General features: G+C 43.9%; 14 protein-coding genes, 4 tRNA genes and 1 pseudogene. 11 read left to right on the top strand and 8 right to left on the bottom strand.

Going from position 1 to position 22,711, the window contains the following annotated elements; all coding sequences use genetic code 11:
- Positions 1-145 precede the first annotated feature (145 nt).
- Positions 146-637 (top strand): annotated as a pseudogene (locus L2729_RS10875) (transglutaminase-like cysteine peptidase); the annotation flags it as partial.
- 8 nt (positions 638-645) lie between these two features.
- The gene (locus L2729_RS10870) at positions 646-2,568 is read left to right on the top strand and encodes a bifunctional diguanylate cyclase/phosphodiesterase (RefSeq protein WP_248988292.1); all 1,923 of its coding nucleotides are present in this window, start codon (positions 646-648) and stop codon (positions 2,566-2,568) included.
- A 562-nt stretch (positions 2,569-3,130) separates the two neighbouring features.
- On the opposite strand, the gene L2729_RS10865 is transcribed toward L2729_RS10870, so the two are convergent.
- The 4 genes from L2729_RS10865 to L2729_RS10850 form a co-directional block, all read right to left on the bottom strand.
- Positions 3,131-3,207: transfer RNA gene (locus L2729_RS10865), tRNA-Pro, on the bottom strand.
- Positions 3,208-3,266: 59 nt separating this feature from the next.
- Positions 3,267-3,343, bottom strand: a tRNA-Pro gene (locus L2729_RS10860).
- 40 nt (positions 3,344-3,383) lie between these two features.
- Positions 3,384-3,459, bottom strand: a tRNA-His gene (locus tag L2729_RS10855).
- Positions 3,460-3,498: 39 nt separating this feature from the next.
- Positions 3,499-3,575, bottom strand: a tRNA-Arg gene (locus L2729_RS10850).
- A 216-nt stretch (positions 3,576-3,791) separates the two neighbouring features.
- On the opposite strand from L2729_RS10850, the gene L2729_RS10845 reads away from it, so the two are divergent.
- Entirely contained in the window at positions 3,792-6,413 is a 2,622-nt protein-coding gene (locus L2729_RS10845) for a bifunctional diguanylate cyclase/phosphodiesterase (protein ID WP_248988291.1), read from the top strand.
- 44 nt (positions 6,414-6,457) lie between these two features.
- On the opposite strand, the gene rep is transcribed toward L2729_RS10845, so the two are convergent.
- On the bottom strand, positions 6,458-8,470 hold the full coding sequence (gene rep, locus L2729_RS10840) for a DNA helicase Rep (RefSeq protein WP_248988290.1): 2,013 nt from the start codon (positions 8,468-8,470) through the stop codon (positions 6,458-6,460).
- Between the two features lie 405 nt (positions 8,471-8,875).
- Here rep and L2729_RS10835 point away from each other — a divergent pair, with 405 nt between their 5' ends.
- The 4 genes from L2729_RS10835 to ubiK all read left to right on the top strand — a co-directional run bounded on the left by L2729_RS10835 (position 8,876) and on the right by ubiK (position 14,112).
- Positions 8,876-9,454: a TetR/AcrR family transcriptional regulator gene (locus tag L2729_RS10835; RefSeq protein WP_248988289.1), complete on the top strand. Its 579-nt coding sequence runs from the start codon at positions 8,876-8,878 to the stop codon at positions 9,452-9,454.
- Positions 9,455-9,469: 15 nt separating this feature from the next.
- Positions 9,470-10,588, top strand: coding sequence for an efflux RND transporter periplasmic adaptor subunit (locus tag L2729_RS10830; protein WP_248988288.1), 1,119 nt, complete (start codon positions 9,470-9,472; stop codon positions 10,586-10,588).
- A 15-nt stretch (positions 10,589-10,603) separates the two neighbouring features.
- The gene (locus L2729_RS10825) at positions 10,604-13,684 is read left to right on the top strand and encodes a multidrug efflux RND transporter permease subunit (protein WP_248988287.1); all 3,081 of its coding nucleotides are present in this window, start codon (positions 10,604-10,606) and stop codon (positions 13,682-13,684) included.
- Between the two features lie 173 nt (positions 13,685-13,857).
- Positions 13,858-14,112, top strand: coding sequence for a ubiquinone biosynthesis accessory factor UbiK (ubiK, locus tag L2729_RS10820; protein WP_248988286.1), 255 nt, complete (start codon positions 13,858-13,860; stop codon positions 14,110-14,112).
- Between the two features lie 87 nt (positions 14,113-14,199).
- Here ubiK and L2729_RS10815 read toward each other — a convergent pair whose 3' ends face one another.
- Entirely contained in the window at positions 14,200-15,045 is an 846-nt protein-coding gene (locus tag L2729_RS10815) for a DUF417 family protein (protein WP_248988285.1), read from the bottom strand.
- Positions 15,046-15,284: 239 nt separating this feature from the next.
- On the opposite strand from L2729_RS10815, the gene L2729_RS10810 reads away from it, so the two are divergent.
- The 3 genes from L2729_RS10810 to L2729_RS10800 all read left to right on the top strand — a co-directional run bounded on the left by L2729_RS10810 (position 15,285) and on the right by L2729_RS10800 (position 18,281).
- A complete protein-coding gene (locus L2729_RS10810) occupies positions 15,285-16,067 on the top strand; it encodes a phosphatase PAP2 family protein (protein ID WP_248988284.1) in 783 nt (260 codons plus the stop codon).
- A gap of 82 nt (positions 16,068-16,149) precedes the next feature.
- Complete coding sequence (locus tag L2729_RS10805) at positions 16,150-16,635, top strand: Lrp/AsnC family transcriptional regulator (RefSeq protein WP_101089403.1); 486 nt, start codon at positions 16,150-16,152, stop codon at positions 16,633-16,635.
- 287 nt (positions 16,636-16,922) lie between these two features.
- A complete protein-coding gene (locus L2729_RS10800; protein WP_248988283.1) occupies positions 16,923-18,281 on the top strand; it encodes a sodium-dependent transporter in 1,359 nt (452 codons plus the stop codon).
- Between the two features lie 256 nt (positions 18,282-18,537).
- Here L2729_RS10800 and L2729_RS10795 read toward each other — a convergent pair whose 3' ends face one another.
- Positions 18,538-19,014 carry an energy transducer TonB gene (locus tag L2729_RS10795; protein ID WP_248988282.1) on the bottom strand — a complete coding sequence of 159 codons (477 nt, stop codon included), beginning with the start codon at positions 19,012-19,014 and terminating at the stop codon, positions 18,538-18,540.
- A 589-nt stretch (positions 19,015-19,603) separates the two neighbouring features.
- On the opposite strand from L2729_RS10795, the gene L2729_RS10790 reads away from it, so the two are divergent.
- Entirely contained in the window at positions 19,604-21,160 is a 1,557-nt protein-coding gene (locus L2729_RS10790) for a methyl-accepting chemotaxis protein (RefSeq protein ID WP_248988281.1), read from the top strand.
- A 223-nt stretch (positions 21,161-21,383) separates the two neighbouring features.
- Here the strand turns inward: L2729_RS10790 and L2729_RS10785 are convergent, their stop codons facing one another.
- Positions 21,384-22,520 carry a pyridoxal-phosphate-dependent aminotransferase family protein gene (locus tag L2729_RS10785; RefSeq protein ID WP_248988280.1) on the bottom strand — a complete coding sequence of 379 codons (1,137 nt, stop codon included), beginning with the start codon at positions 22,518-22,520 and terminating at the stop codon, positions 21,384-21,386.
- Between the last annotated feature and the right edge of the window lie 191 nt (positions 22,521-22,711).

Below are 22,711 nucleotides of genomic sequence, written 5' to 3'. Positions count from 1 at the left end.
AATTCGGGGGTAAAATTACGTTTTATACGTTTAGTCATACGATCACCTAAATAATAACGAGGCCATAATATCAACCTCTAACTAGATGGCCAAATTAACTATGCCACTTCAGTTTAAAATTCTTGACGAAGCGAGGGAATTACAAGATAGCGATAAAATATTGATGGTTAATAATTTTTTTAACCTCTTTCATTTTGTCGAAGATATAAAACTTTGGGGAAATAAGAATTATTGGGCTACGCCAATGGAGTTTATTGGCGTTAGCGGCGGCGATTGCGAAGATTTTTCTATCGCTAAGTATTTCACGCTGCTCCAACTTGGCGTTTCAGAAGATAAATTACGCATTACTATGGTTAAGGCAACCAGCGTAAACCAATACCATATGGTGCTTGCCTACTATGAAACTCCCTCTTCCATCCCCCTCGTTTTAGATAACCTTGATAAATCCATAAAACCAGCAACGCAGCGCAAGGATCTAATCCCGGTATACAGTTTTAACGGTCGACAATTGTGGCTAAATAAAGAAAAAGGACGAGGCGTTCTAGCAGGATCATCATCGAAACTTGCAAAGTGGAATGACCTAAAACAACGTTTAGGGGTTGAGCGACTCAAACAACCTAAACTAAAACTGGAGTAGTTAACAAGATGACACTGTTTCGACAGATATACACACTTCTGTTTGTTCTATTTTTGCTAGTGGTAGCGAGTTTAGGGTATGTGCAGTTTACCGAAACTCAGAGCTTTCTGACCAAGCAAATGGAATCTGACCTCAATAATACCAGTAATTCGCTCGGTATCATGCTGGTACCCGATTTAGAAGCGGGCGATATTGTCGGCGCAGAAACCTTAATCAATGTCATCTTCGAAGGGGGTTATTACCAAGAGGTCAAATTAACTTGGTTAGTCGATGGCAAACAGCAAACTTGGCAAAATCCAGTGGCTATTGAAGGTGTGCCGCAGTGGTTTATTGACCTTGACCTCTTCAAAACTATTCGACGAGAAAGCACGATTACTTCAGGGTGGATCCAACTCGCCAGACTAGAGATCACCGCTCATCCAGGTTTTGGTTACCATGAACTGTGGCGCACCATGACCAATGCAATCATTGTTTTTTCCATACTTTTTTTAATTGCGATTCTTTTGGCCCGTGTTGGCCTGACGTGGATCTTGAAACCATTACATGAAATTGCGGAACATGCTAAAGAGATAGCCAATAGAAAGTTTGGCCCTGATATGGTGGTGCCTAGAACCCTTGAGCTGAAATCAGTCGTTCAAGCTTTCAATAGCATGTCTGAGCAACTCAAACAGATCTTTACCTCTCTTGATGAGGAAGTCGGCGAACTGAGAAAGAAAAACCTGGTTGACCAAGTCTCTACCCTCCCCAATCGTCAATACATGATGGGTAGACTGAATGGCTGGTTAAGCGAGCCAAAGAACGGTGCGCTTATTATGGCTAAAATGGACTGGCTTGAAGAGGTCCACAGTAAGTATGGTTACCAAGTAAGAGATGAGACCATCAAGCTGTTAGCAGAAAAAATGAAGCAGCATTTAGACGGCGTGACCACATCCGTCATCGCTCGTATTGCCGCCTATGAGTTTGCGTTTTTGATCACAAGCTCTGAGCATGATCAAACCAGTAAATACTTGCAGACCCTTATTCGCACCATTAACCAAGAAATATCTAAAGCCGGTTGTAAGCCAAATGAAGGCTTCGCACTAGGGATTGCAGAACGCATAGGTCAAATGACGGTGAGCGACATTTTGGCGCAAGCAGACAATGCACTGCAAAAATCGCTACAGGAAAATAAAGTATTCCATTGGTTTGAGACCAATGAGAAACAACTGTTTACTCGCGAGCAATGGCGAGAGCACCTTAGTACTGCAATTAGCGGTGGCAAGTTTAAGTTTAAGTGGCAACCCATATTACTTAATGACAATGATTCTGTATTACAAAGAGAGCTTTATTGTCAGCTAGAGATCGGTGATAAAAAAGTGTTTGCGGGTCAGTTCATGCCTTATATTGAACTATTATCGCTGGGTACTTTACTCGATAAATGTTTAATCGAAACTATCAGTGAAAAAGACTTACTCGGCCGCAACTTCGAACCTATTGCTATCAATTTAACGTTTGAAAGTATCAATGATATAGAGTTCCATCAGTGGCTCAATAAATTGCTGCGATCATCTGCGTTAAGAGAGCGTATATGTTTTGATATACCAGAAGCGGCGGTGTATAGCAGCCCTGAGGCTTGTGAAGCTCTGTGTACTGTTATTAGAGACAATGGTGCACACTTTGGTATCGATCATTTTGGTCGCCAGTTTGGCTCAATGCGCTACTTACAAACCTTAAGGCCTAGCTATGTTAAGTTAGATCAATCATTTGCATATTATGATGACAGTGAGCATAGCAGCGAGCTTTGCCGTGCCTTAATCAATGTAGCTAAAGGGCTAGACATTGAGGTCATCGTCACCGGCATAGAAGAGAAGCAGCAGTTAGAGCGTTTTGCCCCCTTAAAGACTAATGCTTATATGGGCTATGTATCACCACCAGTAGACATTGAGCTATAGCGAGATACCTGCATAACCAAATTGATTAAGGCCTCAACAGAGGCCTTTTGTTTGCCTACAGTAAAAGTTAAATCGCTTTGAACTCTCAAATCACTTTCCTCAAAATACCAAATGTATTGAGTATGCTGTCAATTCAGCAGCACTCAAGCCTTAACTCATGCGCATTGATTGGATAGACATGAACTCTTTGCCAGTCAATACACAGCAAAAGTAAAATATTTAAGTAGATTCAACAAAAAAAAACCTCGATTGCTCGAAGGACTTTCTAGTAAAGTGGTCGGCCAGCGGTTTATAAAAAGAGAGGATTCGAATCTGGCTTAAATCAAAACGAAAAAAGCCTCTTGATTTCTCAAGAGGCTTTTCGAAAGTGGTCGGTCGTTAATGTAGGATTCGAACCTTTTCCTCTCTAACACAGATAAAGAGTCAGCAAAAACGCCCCTCGATTTCTCGAAGGGCTTTCTAGTAAAGCCGTCGGCCAGCGGTTCATAAAAAGAGAAGATTCGAACCTGGCTTAAATCAAAACGAAAAAAGCCTCTTGATTTCTCAAGAGGCTTTTCGAAAGTGGTCGGTGATAGAGGATTCGAACCTCTGACCCTCTGGTCCCAAACCAGATGCGCTACCGGGCTGCGCTAATCACCGAAAATCTTTAATCTTACTTAACTTGCTAAATACCGAGTCAAACTCACTATTTTATAATGTGGTCGGTGATAGAGGATTCGAACCTCTGACCCTCTGGTCCCAAACCAGATGCGCTACCGGGCTGCGCTAATCACCGAACTTTTAAAACTTTCTAACTCTAACAACATGAGGAAAAATGGGGTGACTGATGGGGCTCGAACCCACGACAACCGGAATCACAATCCGGGGCTCTACCAACTGAGCTACAATCACCACTGCTATTTCCTACTAACAAAACATCCGTTTCCTATCTGGTGCACCCAGAAGGATTCGAACCCTCGGCCTCACCCTCCGGAGGGGTGCGCTCTATCCAGCTGAGCTATGGGTGCCTTGCCTTGTTAGCGACGCATATAATATGGATAAAACACCCCCCCGTCTACACTTGATTTGCATTTTTCATCTGCTTGCTCAAGATTTGAGTCGTTTGTACGGTTTTATAGCACGATTGGACAAAAATAAAGCTTTGGATATAAACATTTTTCATGTTATTTATAAAGATTAGCTAAAATCATGATCAGAATAAAAATAGCGCTTGGCGGAAATGCATGTTTAGGGAAGAAACATTGCAGTCGACAGAAACTGTGAGATTGCACAAAAGGATTGCACGCTTAAAAGTATTGGCTCTTAAATACAAGCGCGCTGAGATCACTCAAAATGCTCTGTTGGATATTTCCAACTTAGCTGCCAGTGTCAGCACACCTGAAGAATTTTACTCATCTCTGCATCAATCCCTCAAAAAGCTTATTGCTGCCGATAATTTCTTCATAGCGACATTAAATGCTGTTACTGGGAAAATTGAAATTCCCTTTTTTGCAGATGAAAAAGATCGACACCCACAAGATTGTTACCCCGACGAAGATCTATCCGAGATGCTTTATAGCGGTTTGACGGGTTATGTGCTTAAAACCGAACAAGCACTGGTTTGCAATAACGACACTTACCAACAACTCGTCAACTCTAACGCTATTATCCCCAGAGGCAGCAACTGTCATCTGTGGGTAGGGGTTCCAATTAGGAGCGCTGAGTGCACCACAGGGGTGCTTGTGGTGCAAAGCTATGACTCCAACATCCACTATGGTGATATGGAATTGGAACTGATGAATTTCATTAGTCATCATATCTCTGCTGTCGTTGAACGTTTGCAATATCAAGAACAACTTGAGCTCGCTATCGAAACTCGAACCAAAGAGCTCAGCATTGCTTACAACAAGTTAAAACTTGAAGTCTATGAAAGACGAAGAGCCGAACGGTTGCAGCAGTCTTTGTTTGAGATTGCAGACCTCGCAACATCCAATATTGATAGCCTAGAGTTTTACGAAGAGCTCCATCGGGTTATTAGTCACCTTATCCCAATCAATAATTGCTTTATCTCCTTGCTTAACGAAGAACGAAACACCTTAAGTTTCCCCTACTTTGTTTCACAATTTGATCTACCATCTCCTAAGCCTAGAGCCGTTAGTGACGGGTTAACTGAGTACATTTTATTAAACCATAAACCTAGATTATTAGAGCGCAGTGATATTGATGCATTAATTCAATCAGGAGAGCTCTATTGTGAAGCCCCTGAACTCAATGACACCCAAGAGATAAACCAGTGGATAGGCTTACCATTATTGATCCACGGAAAAGTCAGTGGTTCGCTCACCATTTACAGTTACAGCTATAGCCAAAACTACCAAGAAAAAGACTTAGAACTGCTTACCTTCGTCTCGCAGCATATCGCCACAGCGATAGAAAAAAAACTCTCGTCAGAGTCATTGCAACTCAGTTACGAGCAATTAGAAGAGAAGGTACATGAGCGCACTCAAGCGCTTGCTTGTGTAAATGAGGATCTTGAAGAAGAGATCCATCAGCGTAAACGCATTGAGCGACAACTGGTACATGACGCCAAACACGATAACCTCACAGGATTACCTAATCGCGCCATGTTTATGGAGCGTTTATCTCAAACAATTAAGCATGCTCGACGCCACACTCTCGACAAGTTCGCAGTGCTGTTTATCGACATGGATAGGTTTAAGCTGTTAAACGACACTTTAGGTCATCTAGAGGGCGACCGTTTTCTAATTGAAACAGCCAAACGCCTGCACTTCTGCATTCGCAGTAACGACATGCTAGCCCGCTTAGGCGGTGATGAGTTTGTTATCTTATTAGATTCCGTTGGCAACCAAAAAGATGCTGAAGATGTCGCTGAGCGTGTATTAGTTGAGTTGTCCCACCCCTTTACCCTTTCAAACCAACAAGTCAACTCAAGTGCCAGTATCGGAGTCGCCATGAGCGGCTCAAGCAATTCAGACACGAGTGAGTCAGTGCTGCGCAACGCTGATAACGCGATGTACCAAGCTAAATCAAAAGGTAAAGGTTGCTACGTGATCTTTGATCACGGTAACAATAAGCAGCAAGTCCAAGAACTTGAGCTAGAAAACGAACTCAAGATGGCACTTAAAAAAGGCGAGCTGCAACTTAGCTACTTACCTATAATGGAACTCGACACTGAGCGGGTCATTGCATTTGAACCAAGATTATTTTGGCATCATCCAACGCTAGGTAAAGTGAAGCAATTGCAGCTCAATAACATTGCTGAGCACTGCAATTTGCTTATAGAGTTGGATAATTACCTGCTGGCAGGCATTAATGAGGGTTTTCAGACATTAGAGCAGCAATTTGGCGTCGACTTCCATTTGCAAGTTTCAATATCAAGCCAGCATTTAAATCACAAGCATGCACTGAGAGCATTAAAGAATAAGATTAAGCAATGCTGCTTTGATCTGAGCAAACTAACACTCTTTTTCAATGAGAAAGCCTTCGTACAAAATACCAATAACCACATTAACGCTTTTGAAATACTCAGCAGTCTCAACGTGCAGTTAGGTATAGAAGCTTACGGCAGTGCTCATAGCGCCATAAGCAGCTTAACCTTTTTACCTATTCAGTCATTAAAGCTAGATCCAAGCTACGCAACTCACCTCGAAAGTGAACAGTATCTCAAGCTTATAAAAGCCTATTACAGCGCCGCTCGTGCGCTAGAGCTTGAAATATTTGCGGTGGGAATTTGCAGTAAAGCACACTGCCAAGTGTTATCAGAGATAGGCTTTAAGAAAGGTCAAGGTATTGCGCTGGGTAAAGTATTTGAACTTAATAGCGCAAAAAACCAAGTGTGCGCTTAACGCAGCAGAATGCGGATCTGCTGCGCGGTAAAAAAATACAACATTTACTTCTTAAACATATCTCTAAGGTTAGCAATATTGCTCTTACCTTTTTGCTGCAGTTGTTCTGCACTTTGCACTGGCTTACGATTTTCCCAGATCAAGTCATCTTGTGGTAACTCCATCAAAAAACGACTAGGTTCACAACGTATCGTTTCACCAAACTGTCGGCGCTCACGACAGATCACAAACCACAGTTCTCTTTGTGCTCGCGTGATCCCTACGTAGGCTAAGCGACGCTCTTCATCGACATTGCCTTCATCAATACTGCTTTGATGAGGCAAAATACGTTCTTCTGCGCCGACCATAAATACGAATGGGAACTCCAAGCCTTTTGACGCATGTAAGGTCATCAATTGCACTTGGTCTCCACCTTCATCTTCGCTATTACGCTCCATCATGTCGCGTAACGTTAAGCGAGCCACCACCTCCGGCAGTGTCATCCCCTCATCAAGATCGTCACCTTCAAGCATTTCAGTAACCCATCGATACAGCTCCGAAATGTTTTTCATGCGCATTTCGGCAGCTTTGGCGCTGGTACTGGTTTCGTAGAGGTAGTCTTCGTAATTGATCTTTCTGATCAACTGCTTTACCGCTTCAACGGGTTCACCGCGCAAAGCGACCTCGCCCGTTTCAACCACAAAACGGCCAAACTGGTACAAAGATGCCATCGCTGCAGGAGGCAGTTCATGGTTAAGGTCGGCCTCAAAAATGGCGGCAAACATCGAGATCTGTTTTTTGTTAGAGAAGTTACCTAAACGCTCTAAGGTGGCAGGGCCAATGCCACGTTTAGGCAGGTTAACAATCCGTAAAAAGGCATTGTCGTCATCTGGATTCACCACCAAACGCAAGTAAGCCATGATGTCTTTAATCTCTGCACGACCAAAAAATGAGGTACCACCACTCAATTTATAAGGTATACGGTTAGTCATTAGTGCTCGCTCGAGTAAGCGAGACTGATGGTTACCTCGATATAAGATAGCGTAGCTACCATACTGGGTACGCCCAACAAATCTATGCCGAATAATCTCCGCTATAACTCGTTCGGCTTCTTGTTCTTCATTTGCCGCGATTAATACCCGAATAGGCTCACCATAAGCGAGTTCGCTAAACAGGGCTTTTTCATAGATATGCGGGTTATTGGCAATGAGTATGTTTGCGGCACGTAAAATACGCTGACTAGAGCGGTAATTTTGCTCCAGTTTTATCAATTTTAATTTAGGAAAATCTTTGCCAAGCAAAACCAGGTTCTGCGGTTTGGCCCCGCGCCACGAGTAGATTGACTGATCGTCGTCACCCACCACGGTAAAACGAGCCCGCTCACCCACCAGCAACTTCACCATCTCGTACTGACTGGTGTTAGTGTCTTGATACTCATCCACTAGCATATATTTAAACCGAGTCTGCCAGCGCGTCCTCACCTCTTCATTTTGTCTAAGCAATAAAGTGGGCAACAGGATTAAATCATCGAAATCGAGCGCGTTATACGCTTTCATGTGCTGAGCATAGCGATGATAAAGCACGGCAAATAACTGTTGCTGTTCATCCTTGGCAATCTTGGTGGCTTGCTCTGGAATAACCAAATCCCCTTTCCAATTGGAAATGGTACTCGCCAATGCACGTAATAGATCTTTATCTTCATCTAACTCGTCTTGCGTCAGCTCTTTCAGCAAGGACAACGTGTCTTGATCATCAAACAGTGAAAACCCAGGCTTTAACCCAACCACTTTATGCTCACGCTTGATGATCTCTAACCCTAGAGTATGAAACGTCGAAATCCATAGACCACGAGCCTCTTTACGCCCCATAGACTTAGAGACACGCTCTTTCATCTCGCGCGCTGCCTTATTGGTAAAGGTTACAGCCGCAATATTGCGGGCCTTATAGCCACACTTGTCGACCAGATAACCAATCTTGTTAATAATCACTCTGGTTTTGCCACTACCTGCACCAGCAAGCACTAAACAAGGGCCACTGACATAGTGGACGGCTTCATTTTGTCCGGGATTGAGCTTCATCTGTACTTAACAACCAAGGTATATGAAAGGGGGGCACTAGAAAACGAATGATAGCAGAAAGCCAGGGGCTGTTGATCTTCCGAGCTTAGTTTTTGTTTGACTATTTACCGTAAAGAATAATGATTTTAGTACACTGCTTCAGCGATGATGCTTAGCTGACTAAGCGAAAAGCTCGTAACGCATTCTAGTCGTAAAAGAATAGAAGCATTGAAACAAACCTTAAGAGCCGCCTTTATAGCTGACGATACTCGTCACGATTTTTACAGGCTATAGTTAATAGAGCATTATCTGCCTTTTGTAGTTCAATTTTGTAAAGACTCTTACGTACACTTTTTATTTCTTGCCAATTCTCGGTGTGATCACTAGACTAGTGAATGAACGTTCATTCATATCCTGGTAACGACTATGCCAAACAAACGTGACTTAATTTTAAGAGCGACAGAGAAGATTATCGCTTCTAGCGGTATTCAAGGCCTGTCGATGCAACAAGTGGCTAATGAAGCGGGTGTCGCGGCGGGCACAATCTATCGCTACTTTAAAGACAAAAACGAATTGATCTTAGAGCTTAGGAAGGACGTTCTAGCGCATGTTGCAGCCTTTATATTAGAAGACCACCAGCTAGGTACATTAGAGCAAAGGTTTAAACGTATATGGTTAAAAATGCATAGTTTTGGTAAACAACGCACTCCAACAAATTTAAGCTATGAGCAGTATGCCCATCTACCTGAAATCAATAATGAAGAGATCCGCAATATCGAAATCACTCTGTTTGCACCACTAAAGCAACTTTTTGAAGAGGGAAAAGCCGCTGGCATTATGCAGCCTTTGCACCCACGCGCCTTATATGCGCTCTCTATGGAACCTGCCATGGCCATCGCTCGAACAACTCGTCGTGGACAGATCCAGTATGAACCCCATGAAATCGAACTTGCTTGCGACCTATGCTGGAAAACGATTCTAATCCCCATTAAAACCACTCACTAAAGGAGCTATCAGGACATGAAAAAATGGACCCTGGTAATGTTAATTATCGCTGTACTCGCATTTGGTTCAGTCATTGGATTCAACCTGTTTGTAAAAGGTAAAATTGCCGATGCTATTGCTAATATGCCCGAGCCAGTCGCTCCAGTGACCGCTATCACTGTTGCATCAAACACTTGGCAGTCGACCATTAATGCCATTGGCTTTGTGGAGCCCAATCAAGGGGTCACTATCGCCAATGAACTTGCAGGTGTCGTGTCAGCCATTAAATTTGAAAACGGTAGCCGTGTTGAAACAGGCCAAATGCTGATTGAGCTCGATTCTAAAGTGGAGAAAGCCAATCTTAAGAGTAAGCAAGTACAACTGCCTGCCGCGAGAGAAGACTTTAAACGACTCACTAAATTGTACAAACAGAACTCAGTGTCTAAACAAGACCTTGATAACAGTGAATCTAAATACTTGGCACTTGTGGCTGATAGCGAAGGCTTAAGCGCCACCATTGGCCGCCGTGAAATCAGCGCTCCCTTTGCAGGTTTAGTGGGTATTCGTAACGTCAATTTAGGTGAGTATCTGCAAACAGGCACTAAAATTGTGCGCCTTGAAGATATCAGCACCATGAAAATTCGTTTCACCATTCCACAAACACAGTTACCGCATATCGCGACAGGACAAGCTGTGCATGTCTATGTTGACGCTTATCCGACCGAACCCTTTGAAGGCATAATATCGGCAATTGAACCCGCTGTTTTTTACCAAAGTGGTTTGATTCAAGTACAGGCGCAAATTCCCAATACCGATTCAAAATTGCGTAGCGGAATGTTTGCTAAAGTCGACATCCTGTTGCCTGAACTCGTTGAACAAATCGTGCTACCACAAACGGCCATCAGCTTTACCCTTTACGGCAACTCAGTTTATGTCATTGAAGACAAAGTCGAAGACGGCGAGCAAGTTAAACGCGTTAAACAGATCAATGTGAGTGTGGTTGAACGTGGTATTCATAATGCGTTAGTGACAGGCGAAATAAAGCCTGGCGATATGATAGTCACCTCTGGCCAAGTTCGCTTGAGTAACAATAGCAAAATCAGTGTCAGCGAGGACAAAGCATTAACTCCTCCCGCCACATTGCCACAGCTATAAGCGGAGGTCAGAGTCATGCGCTTTACTGATATATTTATCCGCAGACCTGTGTTGGCTGCGTCAATTAGCTTTCTAATCCTATTACTTGGCTTTTATTCGCTAAACAGTATGCAGGTTCGAGAGTACCCTGAAATGACCAATACTGTGGTCACTGTCACCACCAGTTATTACGGTGCCGATTCAAACTTGATACAAGGCTTTATTACCCAACCGCTTGAGCAAGCTTTAGCTCAAGCTGACAACGTTGATTTCATGACCTCAGACAGTTTTTTGGGTAGCTCAAAAATCACCGTCTACATGAAACTCAACACCGATCCCAATGGTGCGCTGGCAGACATTCTCGCTAAAGTTAACTCAGTACGGTCGCAGCTTCCTAAAGAGGCGGAAGACCCAACGGTAGACATGTCTACCGGCTCACAAACATCAGTGTTATACATCTCATTTTACAGTGAGGAAATTAACTCTAGCCAAATTACCGACTATCTTGAGCGCGTGGTAAAGCCAGAGTTGTTCACCATTGATGGTGTCGCCAAAGTCAATCTATATGGCGGTATTAAGTACGCCATGCGCATCTGGTTAGATCCAGCACGCATGGGCGCTTTTAGCTTATCGTCGACAGACGTAATGAACGTACTACAAGCTAACAACTATCAATCTGCAGTCGGTCAGGCAAACAATACCTTTACCTTGTTTAATGGTACGGCAGACACCCAAGTCGCCACCGTTTCCGAGTTAGAAAAACTGGTGGTGGGCAGTCAGGACGGTCTCGTTATTCGCCTTGGTGATATTGCCAATGTCAGCTTAGAAAAAAGCCACGACGTTTACCGCGCACTCGCCGATGGGCAAGAAGCGGTTGTTATTGGCTTAGATGTCACCCCAACAGCTAACCCACTTATTGTGGCAGCCGATGCGCGTGCGATGATGCCAGATATCACCCGTAACCTACCGGTATCAATGAAGGCCCGTATCCTTTACGACTCGTCACTGGCGATTGATGAATCAATCAATGAAGTGATCAAGACGATTGGCGAAGCGGCACTGATTGTGATTGTGGTTATCACCCTCTTCTTGGGTTCATTCAGGGCGGTCATTATTCCAATTGTCACCATCCCGTTATCACTGATTGGTGTTGCCGTCGTCATGCTGATGTTTGGCTTTACACTCAACCTAATGACGCTGTTGGCGATGGTGCTGGCGATTGGCTTGGTGGTGGATGACGCCATCGTGGTCGTTGAGAATGTCGACCGGCATATCAAACTTGGCGAAACCCCCTTTAGAGCAGCGATAATCGGTACTCGTGAAATCGCAGCCCCAGTTATCTCAATGACCATTACGTTAGCCGCAGTGTATGCACCTATAGCGTTAATGGGCGGAATAACTGGCTCGCTGTTTAAAGAGTTTGCACTCACCCTTGCTGGCGCAGTATTTATCTCCGGTATTGTGGCACTCACGTTATCGCCAATGATGTGCTCTAAGATCCTCAAAGCCCACTCTAAGCCGAATAGGTTCGAACGTGGCGTTGAGCGTTTTCTTAATGGCCTCACCAACCGCTACAGCCGCATGTTAAGTGCAGTGCTTAATCACCGTCCGGTGATCGTCGCATTTGCCGTAATTGTGTTTGCGTCTTTACCAGTGATGTTTAGCTTTATCCCCTCAGAGCTGGCTCCTAACGAAGACAAAAGCGTGGTGATGATGATGGGCACGGCACCTTCAAGTGCTAACTTGGATTATATTCAGTCCAACATGTCGATAGTCACAGACATGATCACTGCCCATCCCGAAGCGGCTGCATCACTTGCCTTTGTGGGTGTGCCAAATGCTAACCAAGCATTTGGCATTGCACCATTGGTGCCTTGGAGTGAGCGAGATAAAAGCCAAAAAGAGATGCAAAAAATTCTCGGAAAAGAAGTTAAAACGGTTCCAGGTATGGCGGTAACGACCTTCCAAATGCCTGAGCTACCAGGTGCCTCTGGCGGCTTACCGATTCAGTTTGTGATCACCAGCTCTGCATCTTTTGAGAGTCTGTTTCAAATTGGTAGTGGCGTACTTGAAAAAGTGCAGCAAAGCCCACTGTTTGTTTACTCAGAAATTAACCTTAAGTTTGATTCTGGCACCATGAAAATCCACATCAAACGTGATTTAGCCGGTGCTTATGGCATCACCATGCAAGATATTGGTATTACGCTAACCACGATGATGAGTGATGGTTATGTAAACCGTATCAACCTCGACGGTCGCTCTTATGAGGTTATCCCTCAAGTGGACCGCAAATATCGTGCTAACCCTGAATCACTTGCAGGTTATTACGTGACGGCGGCCGACGGACGCTCTATTCCGTTATCCAGCTTGGTCGACATAGAGATGATCTCAGAGCCGCGATCATTACCCCACTTCAACCAAATGAATGCGGTAACGGTTGGCGGCGTAGCCACCCCTGGTGTTGCTATTGGTGATGCGATTGCCTTCCTGCAAAACATTGGTGATAACGATTTACCTAAAGGTTATAGCTACGACTTCCTTGGCGAAGCCCGTCAATACGTCACCGAAGGTTCAGCGCTATATGCGACCTTTGCTTTAGCACTGGCGATTATCTTTTTGGTTCTCGCTAGCCAGTTCGAAAGCCTGAAAGACCCACTAGTGATATTGGTCTCTGTGCCATTAGCCATCAGTGGCGCGTTAATCGCACTCGGCTGGACCCACGTTATGGGGCTATCTTCGATGAATATCTACACACAGGTCGGGCTCATTACCTTAGTTGGCCTTATTACCAAACACGGTATTTTAATGTGTGAAGTCGCCAAAGAGGAGCAACTGCATAACGGCTTAAGTAGAGTAGATGCCATTAAGCACGCCGCCACCATTAGATTGCGTCCGATCTTAATGACCACAGCAGCAATGATAGCGGGACTCATACCACTGCTCTTTGCTGTAGGTGCTGGAGCGGTTGCTCGCTTCAATATCGGACTGGTTATTGTCTCTGGCCTTGCCATCGGGACTATTTTCACCCTGTTTGTATTGCCCGTTATCTATACCTATTTGGCAGAAAAGCACCAGCCTTTGCCGGTATTTGATGAAGAGCTACAACAGGAGTCGTAATCCATAATCGACAGCATAAGGGCCCACAATGAGATATCCTTGTGGGCCTTTTTGTTATCGGTTGCCGAAGTGCCTCTACACGGCACTCAGCAAATGGTGAATCTTTTGGTAATCGCCATCTCCTAAGGTACAATCACTGCCATACTGAACAGGCACCCTAGCGGATATTAAAGATGATCAATCCAAAGAAAATCGAAGAAGTTGCCAAGCAACTTAGCGAAAGTCTACCCAGTGGACTAAAGCAGTTTGCCGGCGAATTTGAAGAACGCACTAAGCAAGTGCTGCAAAACCAGCTACAGAAGTTAGATGTTGTTTCGCGTGAAGAGTTTGAAGTACAGCAGCATGTATTAATCAAAACCCGTGAAAAGCTAGAAGCACTGCAAGCTCAAGTGGATGCACTAGAAGCTAAGCTAAACGCTGAAGACTAATCTCAACATGATGTGATCCAAAAAAGCACCCTTTAAGCGGGTGCTTTTTTATATTATGCCTATGTCCCGTCCTGAGATAAGCATATTTTAGTTTGGCTTGCGCTGTGCAAATAGAATTAGACACCCCGCCAGTAACACTAAGTCTTTAACAATAAACTGGCCACTCCCAGTCAAAACGGGAAAGCCTAAGCTGGTTTCCACAGCGGGCAGCGTAATAATAAAGGTTTGTGTCGCAGCAAACGTTAACGCTGCCATCCCAAGCCCAATAACATAAGCCTTATTAGACCAACGCCCTAACAGGATCCCCATCACCGCGAGTAACTCCACCACGCCAATGAAATAAGATCCATGCAGCACGCTAAAGAGAGAGTAGATCCAGCTAAACAGCGGACTCGTGCTCATCAGCCCTTCAATGCCATCCGCTTCAATTTGGGTAAACTTCATCAATCCGATCCAAACCATCACCAATAGAATGCCAGCAAGCACCAATTTCACTGCCACTTTGTTAACCAGTGTATGGTTGGCATAATATGATGCCAGATATAATGAAACGGCTGAAATCCCCAAATACTTAATCAATCCCTGCCCTGCGCCAATCGCCGGAAATCCCCCTAACGCGTCAATCCAAACGGGATGAGTCACTAGCATGAATAACGGCACTGTCGCTAATGCTGCATAAACATAGAGCATGATCTGGCTCCAACGCTGACTTGGCATCATAAGCGCAACAACGACAACTAATTGCAATATACCTAAGCCAGCGGCTAACCAAGGCATGCTGGGGAGATCGATTTCAAGTAGTTGCTTAGTGAAGTACTGACTATCGGCCGCGGAAAAGCGCGTTATCGCAGTGAGCAACAAAAAGCTGGCTAACAAGCAACGGGATATTGTTACGCTGCTTGCAACTGACAATGATTTGAATGACGTTAGCATGTAGGGCTCTCAATCTTTTTCAATAGTTAATTTCAGCAATAGACCCGCGCTGGTGTAAAAGCCTTTCAAACATTTTGATATCAGTTAAAGAAGTTTAATTTACACTTCATCTAATTGAACTAGCATAGCCTGCCGTTAATCATTAATCTGCCATGCCATATAACTCCAGTCCACTCCAGTTTCACAGAGTGCTTCTGGGTAACAGACAACAGCTACCATCTTGCTCACTGAGGCCCATATTGAACTCTTTACATCGTGACGCTAAAACCAGCTCCAAACTCCTACTCATCGGCTGGGCGACGTTGCTCCTTATCCCTGCGAGCCTTTATATATTTTCAGTCAGCATGTTCCCGCGCATTGAGCTCGATACTCACTTTGCACAATTACTGTATTGGATCACCAGCACTGGCACTGCGCCCTATGGTATCGCCACGGGTATTGTCATTCTTATCGCTTGTTATCGCAATCTTGCTAAACCTCTGTTTTTACAGCTAGTACTCGCCGTTTCCATCAGCATGGCAGCCACCCTAAGCCTTAATCATTTTTTAAAACCCTTTTTTGCCGAAGCAAGACCTTATGCTGCACTACTAGCTCAAGAATCACTGCTCAATACCGATGACTTTTATCAACACAACAAAACAAACAAACGGGCGATGATTAGCACTGCCGTTGAACAACTGGAAGTCGCCCGCACCGATATCAACTTGAGCTCAGCCATTAAAGGACATTGGCAGCACGAGGTTGGTTATTCTTTCCCCTCTGGTCACACATTATTTGCCGTCACCTTGGCGCTGGTGGTAAGTTTCTACCTGTTATTAGCAGGGCAAACTCTATTGCCAACAGCACTCTTTAGCTGGGCGATTGCAATGGGCTTTAGCCGCATGTGGCTCGGCATGCATTGGCCACAAGATGTTCTCGCTTCAACCGTCCTTGGCGGTATTATCGCTTTAAGCAGCATTGCAGTGATGCAAACACTGTCGATAAGAGTGAATAGGGTGCAGAAACTATCAGCAAACGAATAGCGGCTAAGCTCCAACACCTTGAACTTAAATAGAATAAGGGTATGCTGCCTAAGACGTTATCTGACTTTTAAGAGAAACCCCAATGGCTGACATTCAATTAGACAAAATTGATCTGCATATCCTCAAACTGGTGCAGCAACATGGAAAGTTGTCTAACCAAGAACTCGCTGAGAAAGTTGGTCTATCTCCTTCGCCTTGTTCTCGCAGAGTCAAAGCGTTAGAAGAAGCGGGTTATATTGCAGGCTATGCCACCTTGCTTAGCCCTGCACATTTTGACTTAGCGCTCACCGCTTATATCCATGTGCGACTCGAAAAGCATTCTAGTGAGACTTTAGAGGGATTTGAAGCCAAAGTTGCCTCTTATGACGAAGTACAAGAGTGCTGTTTACTCACGGGTAGTGATGCCGATTACCAATTAAAAGTATTGGTTAAAGACATGTCCGCTTTTAAAGTTTTTCTGCTCGATAAACTCACCACCAATGAAAAGATTGCCGGTGTACACTCAAGCTTTGTACTTAAACAGGTCAAAAACCAAACTCAGATCCCGCTGCCTCAGTCTGCTGACTAAATTAGCGCAAACCAGCCTCCAGTCTTGCCTATTGCGACTATAATCTGTGGATTCGGTCGCACTTTTCTAATAAACCAATAAATGATTAAATTGCGCCACAAGGGCAGCAAACACTCATCAACGCAAAATAAAATCGTCAATTGGTGATTTTTAAGATTTTAATCTTGGCTCTATGCCAAATTAAGATTATCTCTACTTGCATTACCGACATTAACGCCTATTGATTGCGTTGACCTACGTATTTAAAACTCTATCATGCGCGCTCTTTCATTGGTTCGAGATCATTTATGAGCACTGTAAAACAGGGGCATTTCAGCTCTAGAATTGGCTTTATCATGGCCGCTGCAGGCAGCGCTGTTGGCGTGGGTAATATTTGGGGTTTTCCTACGCAAGCAGCAACTCATGGTGGTGGCGCATTTTTACTGGTATATCTCATTTTGATCCTACTGCTTGGTTACCCCATGTTGCTTGCGGAGCTGATGATTGGTCGCCACGGTCAAACAAACCCTGCTGACGCCATGGCAAAAATCGCCAACAATCCTATGGCTAAAAAGATAGGTAAAACTATCGGTTTTATCTCCATTATTACCGCCACGCTCATCTGTACTTTTTACAGCATATTGTCAGGTTGGTTTGTGAGTTTCGCCCTCGCGCCAGTGGCGCAAATGGCCAATCAGCCACAGGTATCGGCTTGGTTAATGGACTTTTCGCTTTCCCGTAATCTGGTGTTTACGCTGGTCTTTATCGCCATGGTCATTATGGTTATTCGCCAAGGCGTACAGCAAGGGATCGAGCGCTGGTCAAAGCGATTAATGCCAATGTTACTGATTATTTTAGTCGCCGGTGTGGCTTACATATTAACGCAACCGGCTGCAATGCAAGGGCTTGAAGTATTACTCGTACCTGATTTTAGCCGTATATTTGAAGCCGACGTGCTGGTTGGAGCCCTTGGGCAAACCTTCTTCTCGCTCACCATAGGTACCGGTGCAATGATGGTTTACGGTGCCTATTTAAACCAAAATGAGGATCTCGGCAAGCTAACCGCCTATGTCACGTTAACCGACACCAGTGTTGCCTTTTTAGCGGCATTAATGGTGATCCCAGCCATGTATGTTGCACAGCACAACGGCGTACAGATATTCGCAGAAGATGGCAGTTTGCTCAATTCCGACACCTTAGTGTTTACCGTATTGCCAGCGCTATTTGATACCTTAGGCGGTGTAAGTCAGTATCTACTCGCCATTATTTTCTTCATGTTGATGACCATTGCAGGCCTCACCTCTGCTATCTCTATTGTTGAGGTCCCTACAAGCTACATCGTAGAGAAAACATCACTAGGGCGTGATAAAGCAACGCTATTGGTTGGTGCCCTTATCGCCGTATTATCAATGCTGGTGGTGTTTAACTTCAATACGCTATTTGGATTGATGATCACTTTAACCACCGAGCGAGCTCAGCCGTTAATCGCCTTAGGCATCGCGATATTCTTGGGTTGGGTGTGGAGTCGTAACAAGTTGATCAACACTATTGCAGCGCAAGATGGAGTAAAAGCCGATAGCCTGTTTTGGAAGCTATGGCCAGTGTATGTCAAGTTCGTTTGCCCGCTGTTGATTATCGTCATTATCATGCAGTTATTTACTAAATAGCATTTGTTAAGCCAACCATGACTAAGCCGTCTTTCACTCAGTGACTTATTACTCGAAAGCGATGCGGAGTTAGCATGAAAAATCCCCACTTAGGTGGGGATTTCTATTAAGCTTTACTACCACTGACTTAACCATGTCACTGCAACAACATTTTAATCGCTATTTTTATACTATTTTCATTTTACAGCTATAAAGCAACTATTCAGTTAGCGAGAAAACCATTTTAATCTTTATTAATTAGTTTTTAGGAACAAGTTTATCCCGGCCGTCTGACTCGATAACCAATAGAATAAATAACATCTTCTCCGCTACACTTACTATTTTCAAAATAGCGTTTTTCTGCACAATGACCATCTCCAGTCTCCAAGCAAAACTGAAATTGAGTACTCGTTTTAATCGGTTCTTGTATAATACCTTTCGATAATTCAGACCATTTCCATTGTTTTATACTTAATTTTGCTTGTTTAGCAAAGTACTTACTATTGGATGCGATTACTTTTATATCTCTAATTTCGTAATCTGGAGTAATGACATACTCTATTGAAGCGCAGCCCTCTTTTCCTTCTCTAGCAGTTTCAATAGGGTATTGAGGAGAGAAACGTTCTAGGCTTTCCCATTTTGTTGAGACCAATTCAGCTTCAATTAACTGTACATGTTGATACTGCTCTGTGGGTGCTGTCTTACAACCGGCTAAAACAAGTATTCCTACTATTCCTAAAATATATCGATTCATGCCAAACTCCTTTTGTATTCCTAACCGCTTATTCAATAGCAGCATGATAACGTCCTTGGCTGCGAGATAGACGCACCAAGGTATCACTGTTAAATACTTGTTGTAAATCGAATTAACAGACCTTGCCTTCTCTGTTGGACATGTTCGATTTCAGATGATTTCACCGCGTACTGAGGGATTGATTCTTATAAAATCAAGCGCGGGGACAAGAACTTTCAGTAAAGCGCAACATGACATCCTAACAATTATGGCTCCAATGGCCTCTGTATGTGCAGATATAACTGAGACGTGCTGCAAGTCAATCTCACCTCCATGAATGGAAATAAAGGAAGAAGCTGCAATCGTGACTAACTGTTCAGCAATGAGCGTTACAAATTAAAACCTATGTAGCCATAAGCGGCCCAATAAGTCGTACCCGTTAATACTTTACTTGCTCCTTTACATAGCATTAATAATTGCGAACGTCGTCACAAGACTCATAAAAACAGTAAAGGTGAGTCTGATAAGTTACTAATAATAATTTTTTAATAAACAAGATGTTCTATGGTGCTGCAATGTAGAAACTCAGATCATTTTAGACAAAAATATTATGGAAAATCAGAATCAGCGACAATCAAAAGAAGTAACCTACCCAGATAGTTATAAAATTCTATCTACCACCGATCTTAATGGTTACATCACTCATGTGAACAAGGACTTCTTACAAACATGTGGTTATGAAAAGTCTGAGCTGATCGGGAAACCTCATAATATCATTAGACATTCTGATATGCCCAAAGCAGCATTTAAAGATCTCTGGCAAACAGTCCAAGGTGGTCGTTCTTGGATGGGGCTGGTCAAAAATAAATGCAAAGATGGCAGTTATTATTGGGTGAATGCTTTTGTCACGCCGATAAGACATCAGGGAAAAGTAACCGAATACCAATCTGTAAGAACTAAACTAGAACCATCACTAAAGGCGAGAGCCCAAGCCTGTTACGACGCCATTAATAGTGGTAAAAAGATTAAACCTAAAAATCGTCTCTCTATTGTTCAATCCTTAGGTCTGAGCTGGGCTATCTCATTGTTGATGCTCTACTTAGCCACAATATCATCTATGCCCGTTAGCCTGGGGTTAGCCACTGTTGGTCTGTTCAGTTTCTTTCTACCATTAAGACGGTTAAATACACGGCTTAATCATCTGATGACCATGAGTAAAAAAGTGCATGACTGCGCGCTGAACCAGGTCATTTATACGGGATATCAAGATGAATTATCCCACCTTGAATTAAGCTTAAGAATGCAAAGAGCGGAGAGTTTAGCCATTCTAGGCCGAGTTAAAAACAGCTCTGAAGAGCTACAAGAGAGTATGGTGGAACATGATAAACAGAATAACTCTAATCAAATTCATTTAGTTGAGCAATCATCAAATCTTGAACAGGTTGTTGTCGCCATTGGACAGATGAATGAAGCAGTAACCGACATCGCAAAAAGTACCACCAGCTCCGCCGATGAAATTTCAACTTTGGTTGAAAAGATCGAAACCACTCAATCAGCACTGAAGACAAGCCAAACAACCACCTCTGAGATCACTGGGCTGTTGTCGGAGTCACATCAGTCAATTTCAGAACTCGAATTACAGTGTGTAAAAGTAAAGTCAGTATTGGAAGTGATTGATAGCCTAGCCCAGCAGACAAATCTGCTGGCACTCAATGCGGCAATTGAAGCTGCACGCGCGGGTGAAGCTGGACGTGGCTTTGCGGTAGTTGCCGATGAAGTTAGAAGCCTGGCCAATCACTCACAAACATCCGCCCACGAGATCCAGTCAATCATCGATACCTTAAGCAATACAACGGCACAAGCTGTCAGTCAGATGGAACAGAGTCACGAGTTGACAGAAAAAAGTGTTGAATCAAATCAGATATTATCTGACAGCTTGCAATCTGTTAGCGATGGTCTTCATCTGATGGAAGCCAACGGCGAACAGATAGCGGTTTGTGCTGAAGAGCAATCGACTGTCATTAATCAAGTTTACGCTAATGCGATGGTTCTTAAATCGAGCACGAATATGTTCATAAAAAATTGTGAACATGCAGCCAGCTGCAGCAAAGAGGTTACGGCGCAAAGTGGTAGGCTATTGGAGTTGGTAGTACAGTTTGATCACTAACAAAGAAGATGTCGGCACTTCAATCTGATCGATTGCCACACCTTGATGCAGAGATAAGTATTACAGCCTTCATCCATATTGAACTGGTGGTTTTCTCGACATTGAATAAAAAGATCAACCCATAAAAAAAGCCAGTCACTATTGTGGCTGGCCTTCATTAAACACTATTGATTAAGCGCTACGATAATGACATCGTTAACTCAAAACTTAAAAAGTCTGCGAGTTACGCCAGCACCTCTTCAAGTGCTTTAATACATAGCGCGATATTTTCACGACGGGCCGCATAGCCCATTAAACCAATGCGCCAAGCTTTGCCTGCCAAAGCGCCAAGCCCTGCCCCTATCTCTAGGTTATAGTTTTCCAATAGCTGCTTGCGTATTTTGGCGTCATCTATTCCTTCAGGAATATAGACCGCATTAAGCTGAGGTAATCGAACCGCTTCAGCAACCACAAACTTGAGGCCTAAGCGCTGCAAACCATGACGCAATATTTGATGCATATCAGCGTGTCTTTGCCACGCTTGCTCCAATCCTTCAAGTGACAACAGACGCAATGACTCATGTAATGCATACAGTGCATTCACTGGGGCAGTATGGTGATAGCTACGTTTCCCGCTACTTTCACCGGTCCAATAGCCCATCACTAAAGTTTGATCGAGAAACCAACTCTGTACTGGCGTCGTACGGGCTTCCATTTTCTCAACGGCGGCAGGAGAAAACGACACCGGTGACAAACCAGGTACACAAGATAAACACTTTTGGCTACCTGAATAGATAGCATCAATGCCCCATTCATCGACCCGAAGCTCAACGCCACCGAGAGACGTCACCGCATCAACAATCGATAAACAATCATGTTGTTTTGCCAAAGCGCATAAAGCTTTAGCGTCAGACAAGGCGCCAGTTGAGGTTTCTGCGTGTACAAAAGCCAGAAACTTAGCATCTGGATTGGCCGCAAGTGCGCTAGCAACATCATCAACTGAGACTGCTTCGCCCCATTCATTATCAACCATTACCGCAACGCCACCGCAACGCTCGACATTTTGGCGCATACGCTCACCAAATACACCGTTACGACAAACAATCACTTTTTCACCGCGCTCAAGTAGATTAACAAAACAGGTTTCCATGCCTGCGCTGCCGGGTGCAGACACCGCTAGCGTCATCTCATTGGTGGTTTGAAATGCATATTGGATAAGCGCTTTTAACTCATCCATCATGCCAACAAATAAGGGATCAAGATGACCAATGGTGGGTTTAGCTTGTGCAGCCAAGACTTCTGGATAAACGTCTGAAGGCCCGGGTCCCATCAGCACTCTGCGCGGTGGATTAAACGTTTCAGTATAGGGTGCTATTAACATTATATTTCCTTAGAAACAAAATACGTTGGTGTGGTTAAGATTGAACTGCCTTGCCTAAACAAAAAGCCCTGCGATAACGGCGATTATTATTATCTTTATCTTTAAGACCATATTACAAAACGGGACTTAACTCTATAAGTCTGCGAGAGTTTTATAAAAAAAGGACGCTTTCGCGTCCTTTTTTTAACAAA

The sequence above is a fragment of the Shewanella gelidimarina genome, assembly GCF_023283945.1.
In the GTDB taxonomy this organism is placed as follows: domain Bacteria; phylum Pseudomonadota; class Gammaproteobacteria; order Enterobacterales; family Shewanellaceae; genus Shewanella; species Shewanella gelidimarina.
This window is presented reverse-complemented; position numbering and strand designations above follow the sequence as displayed.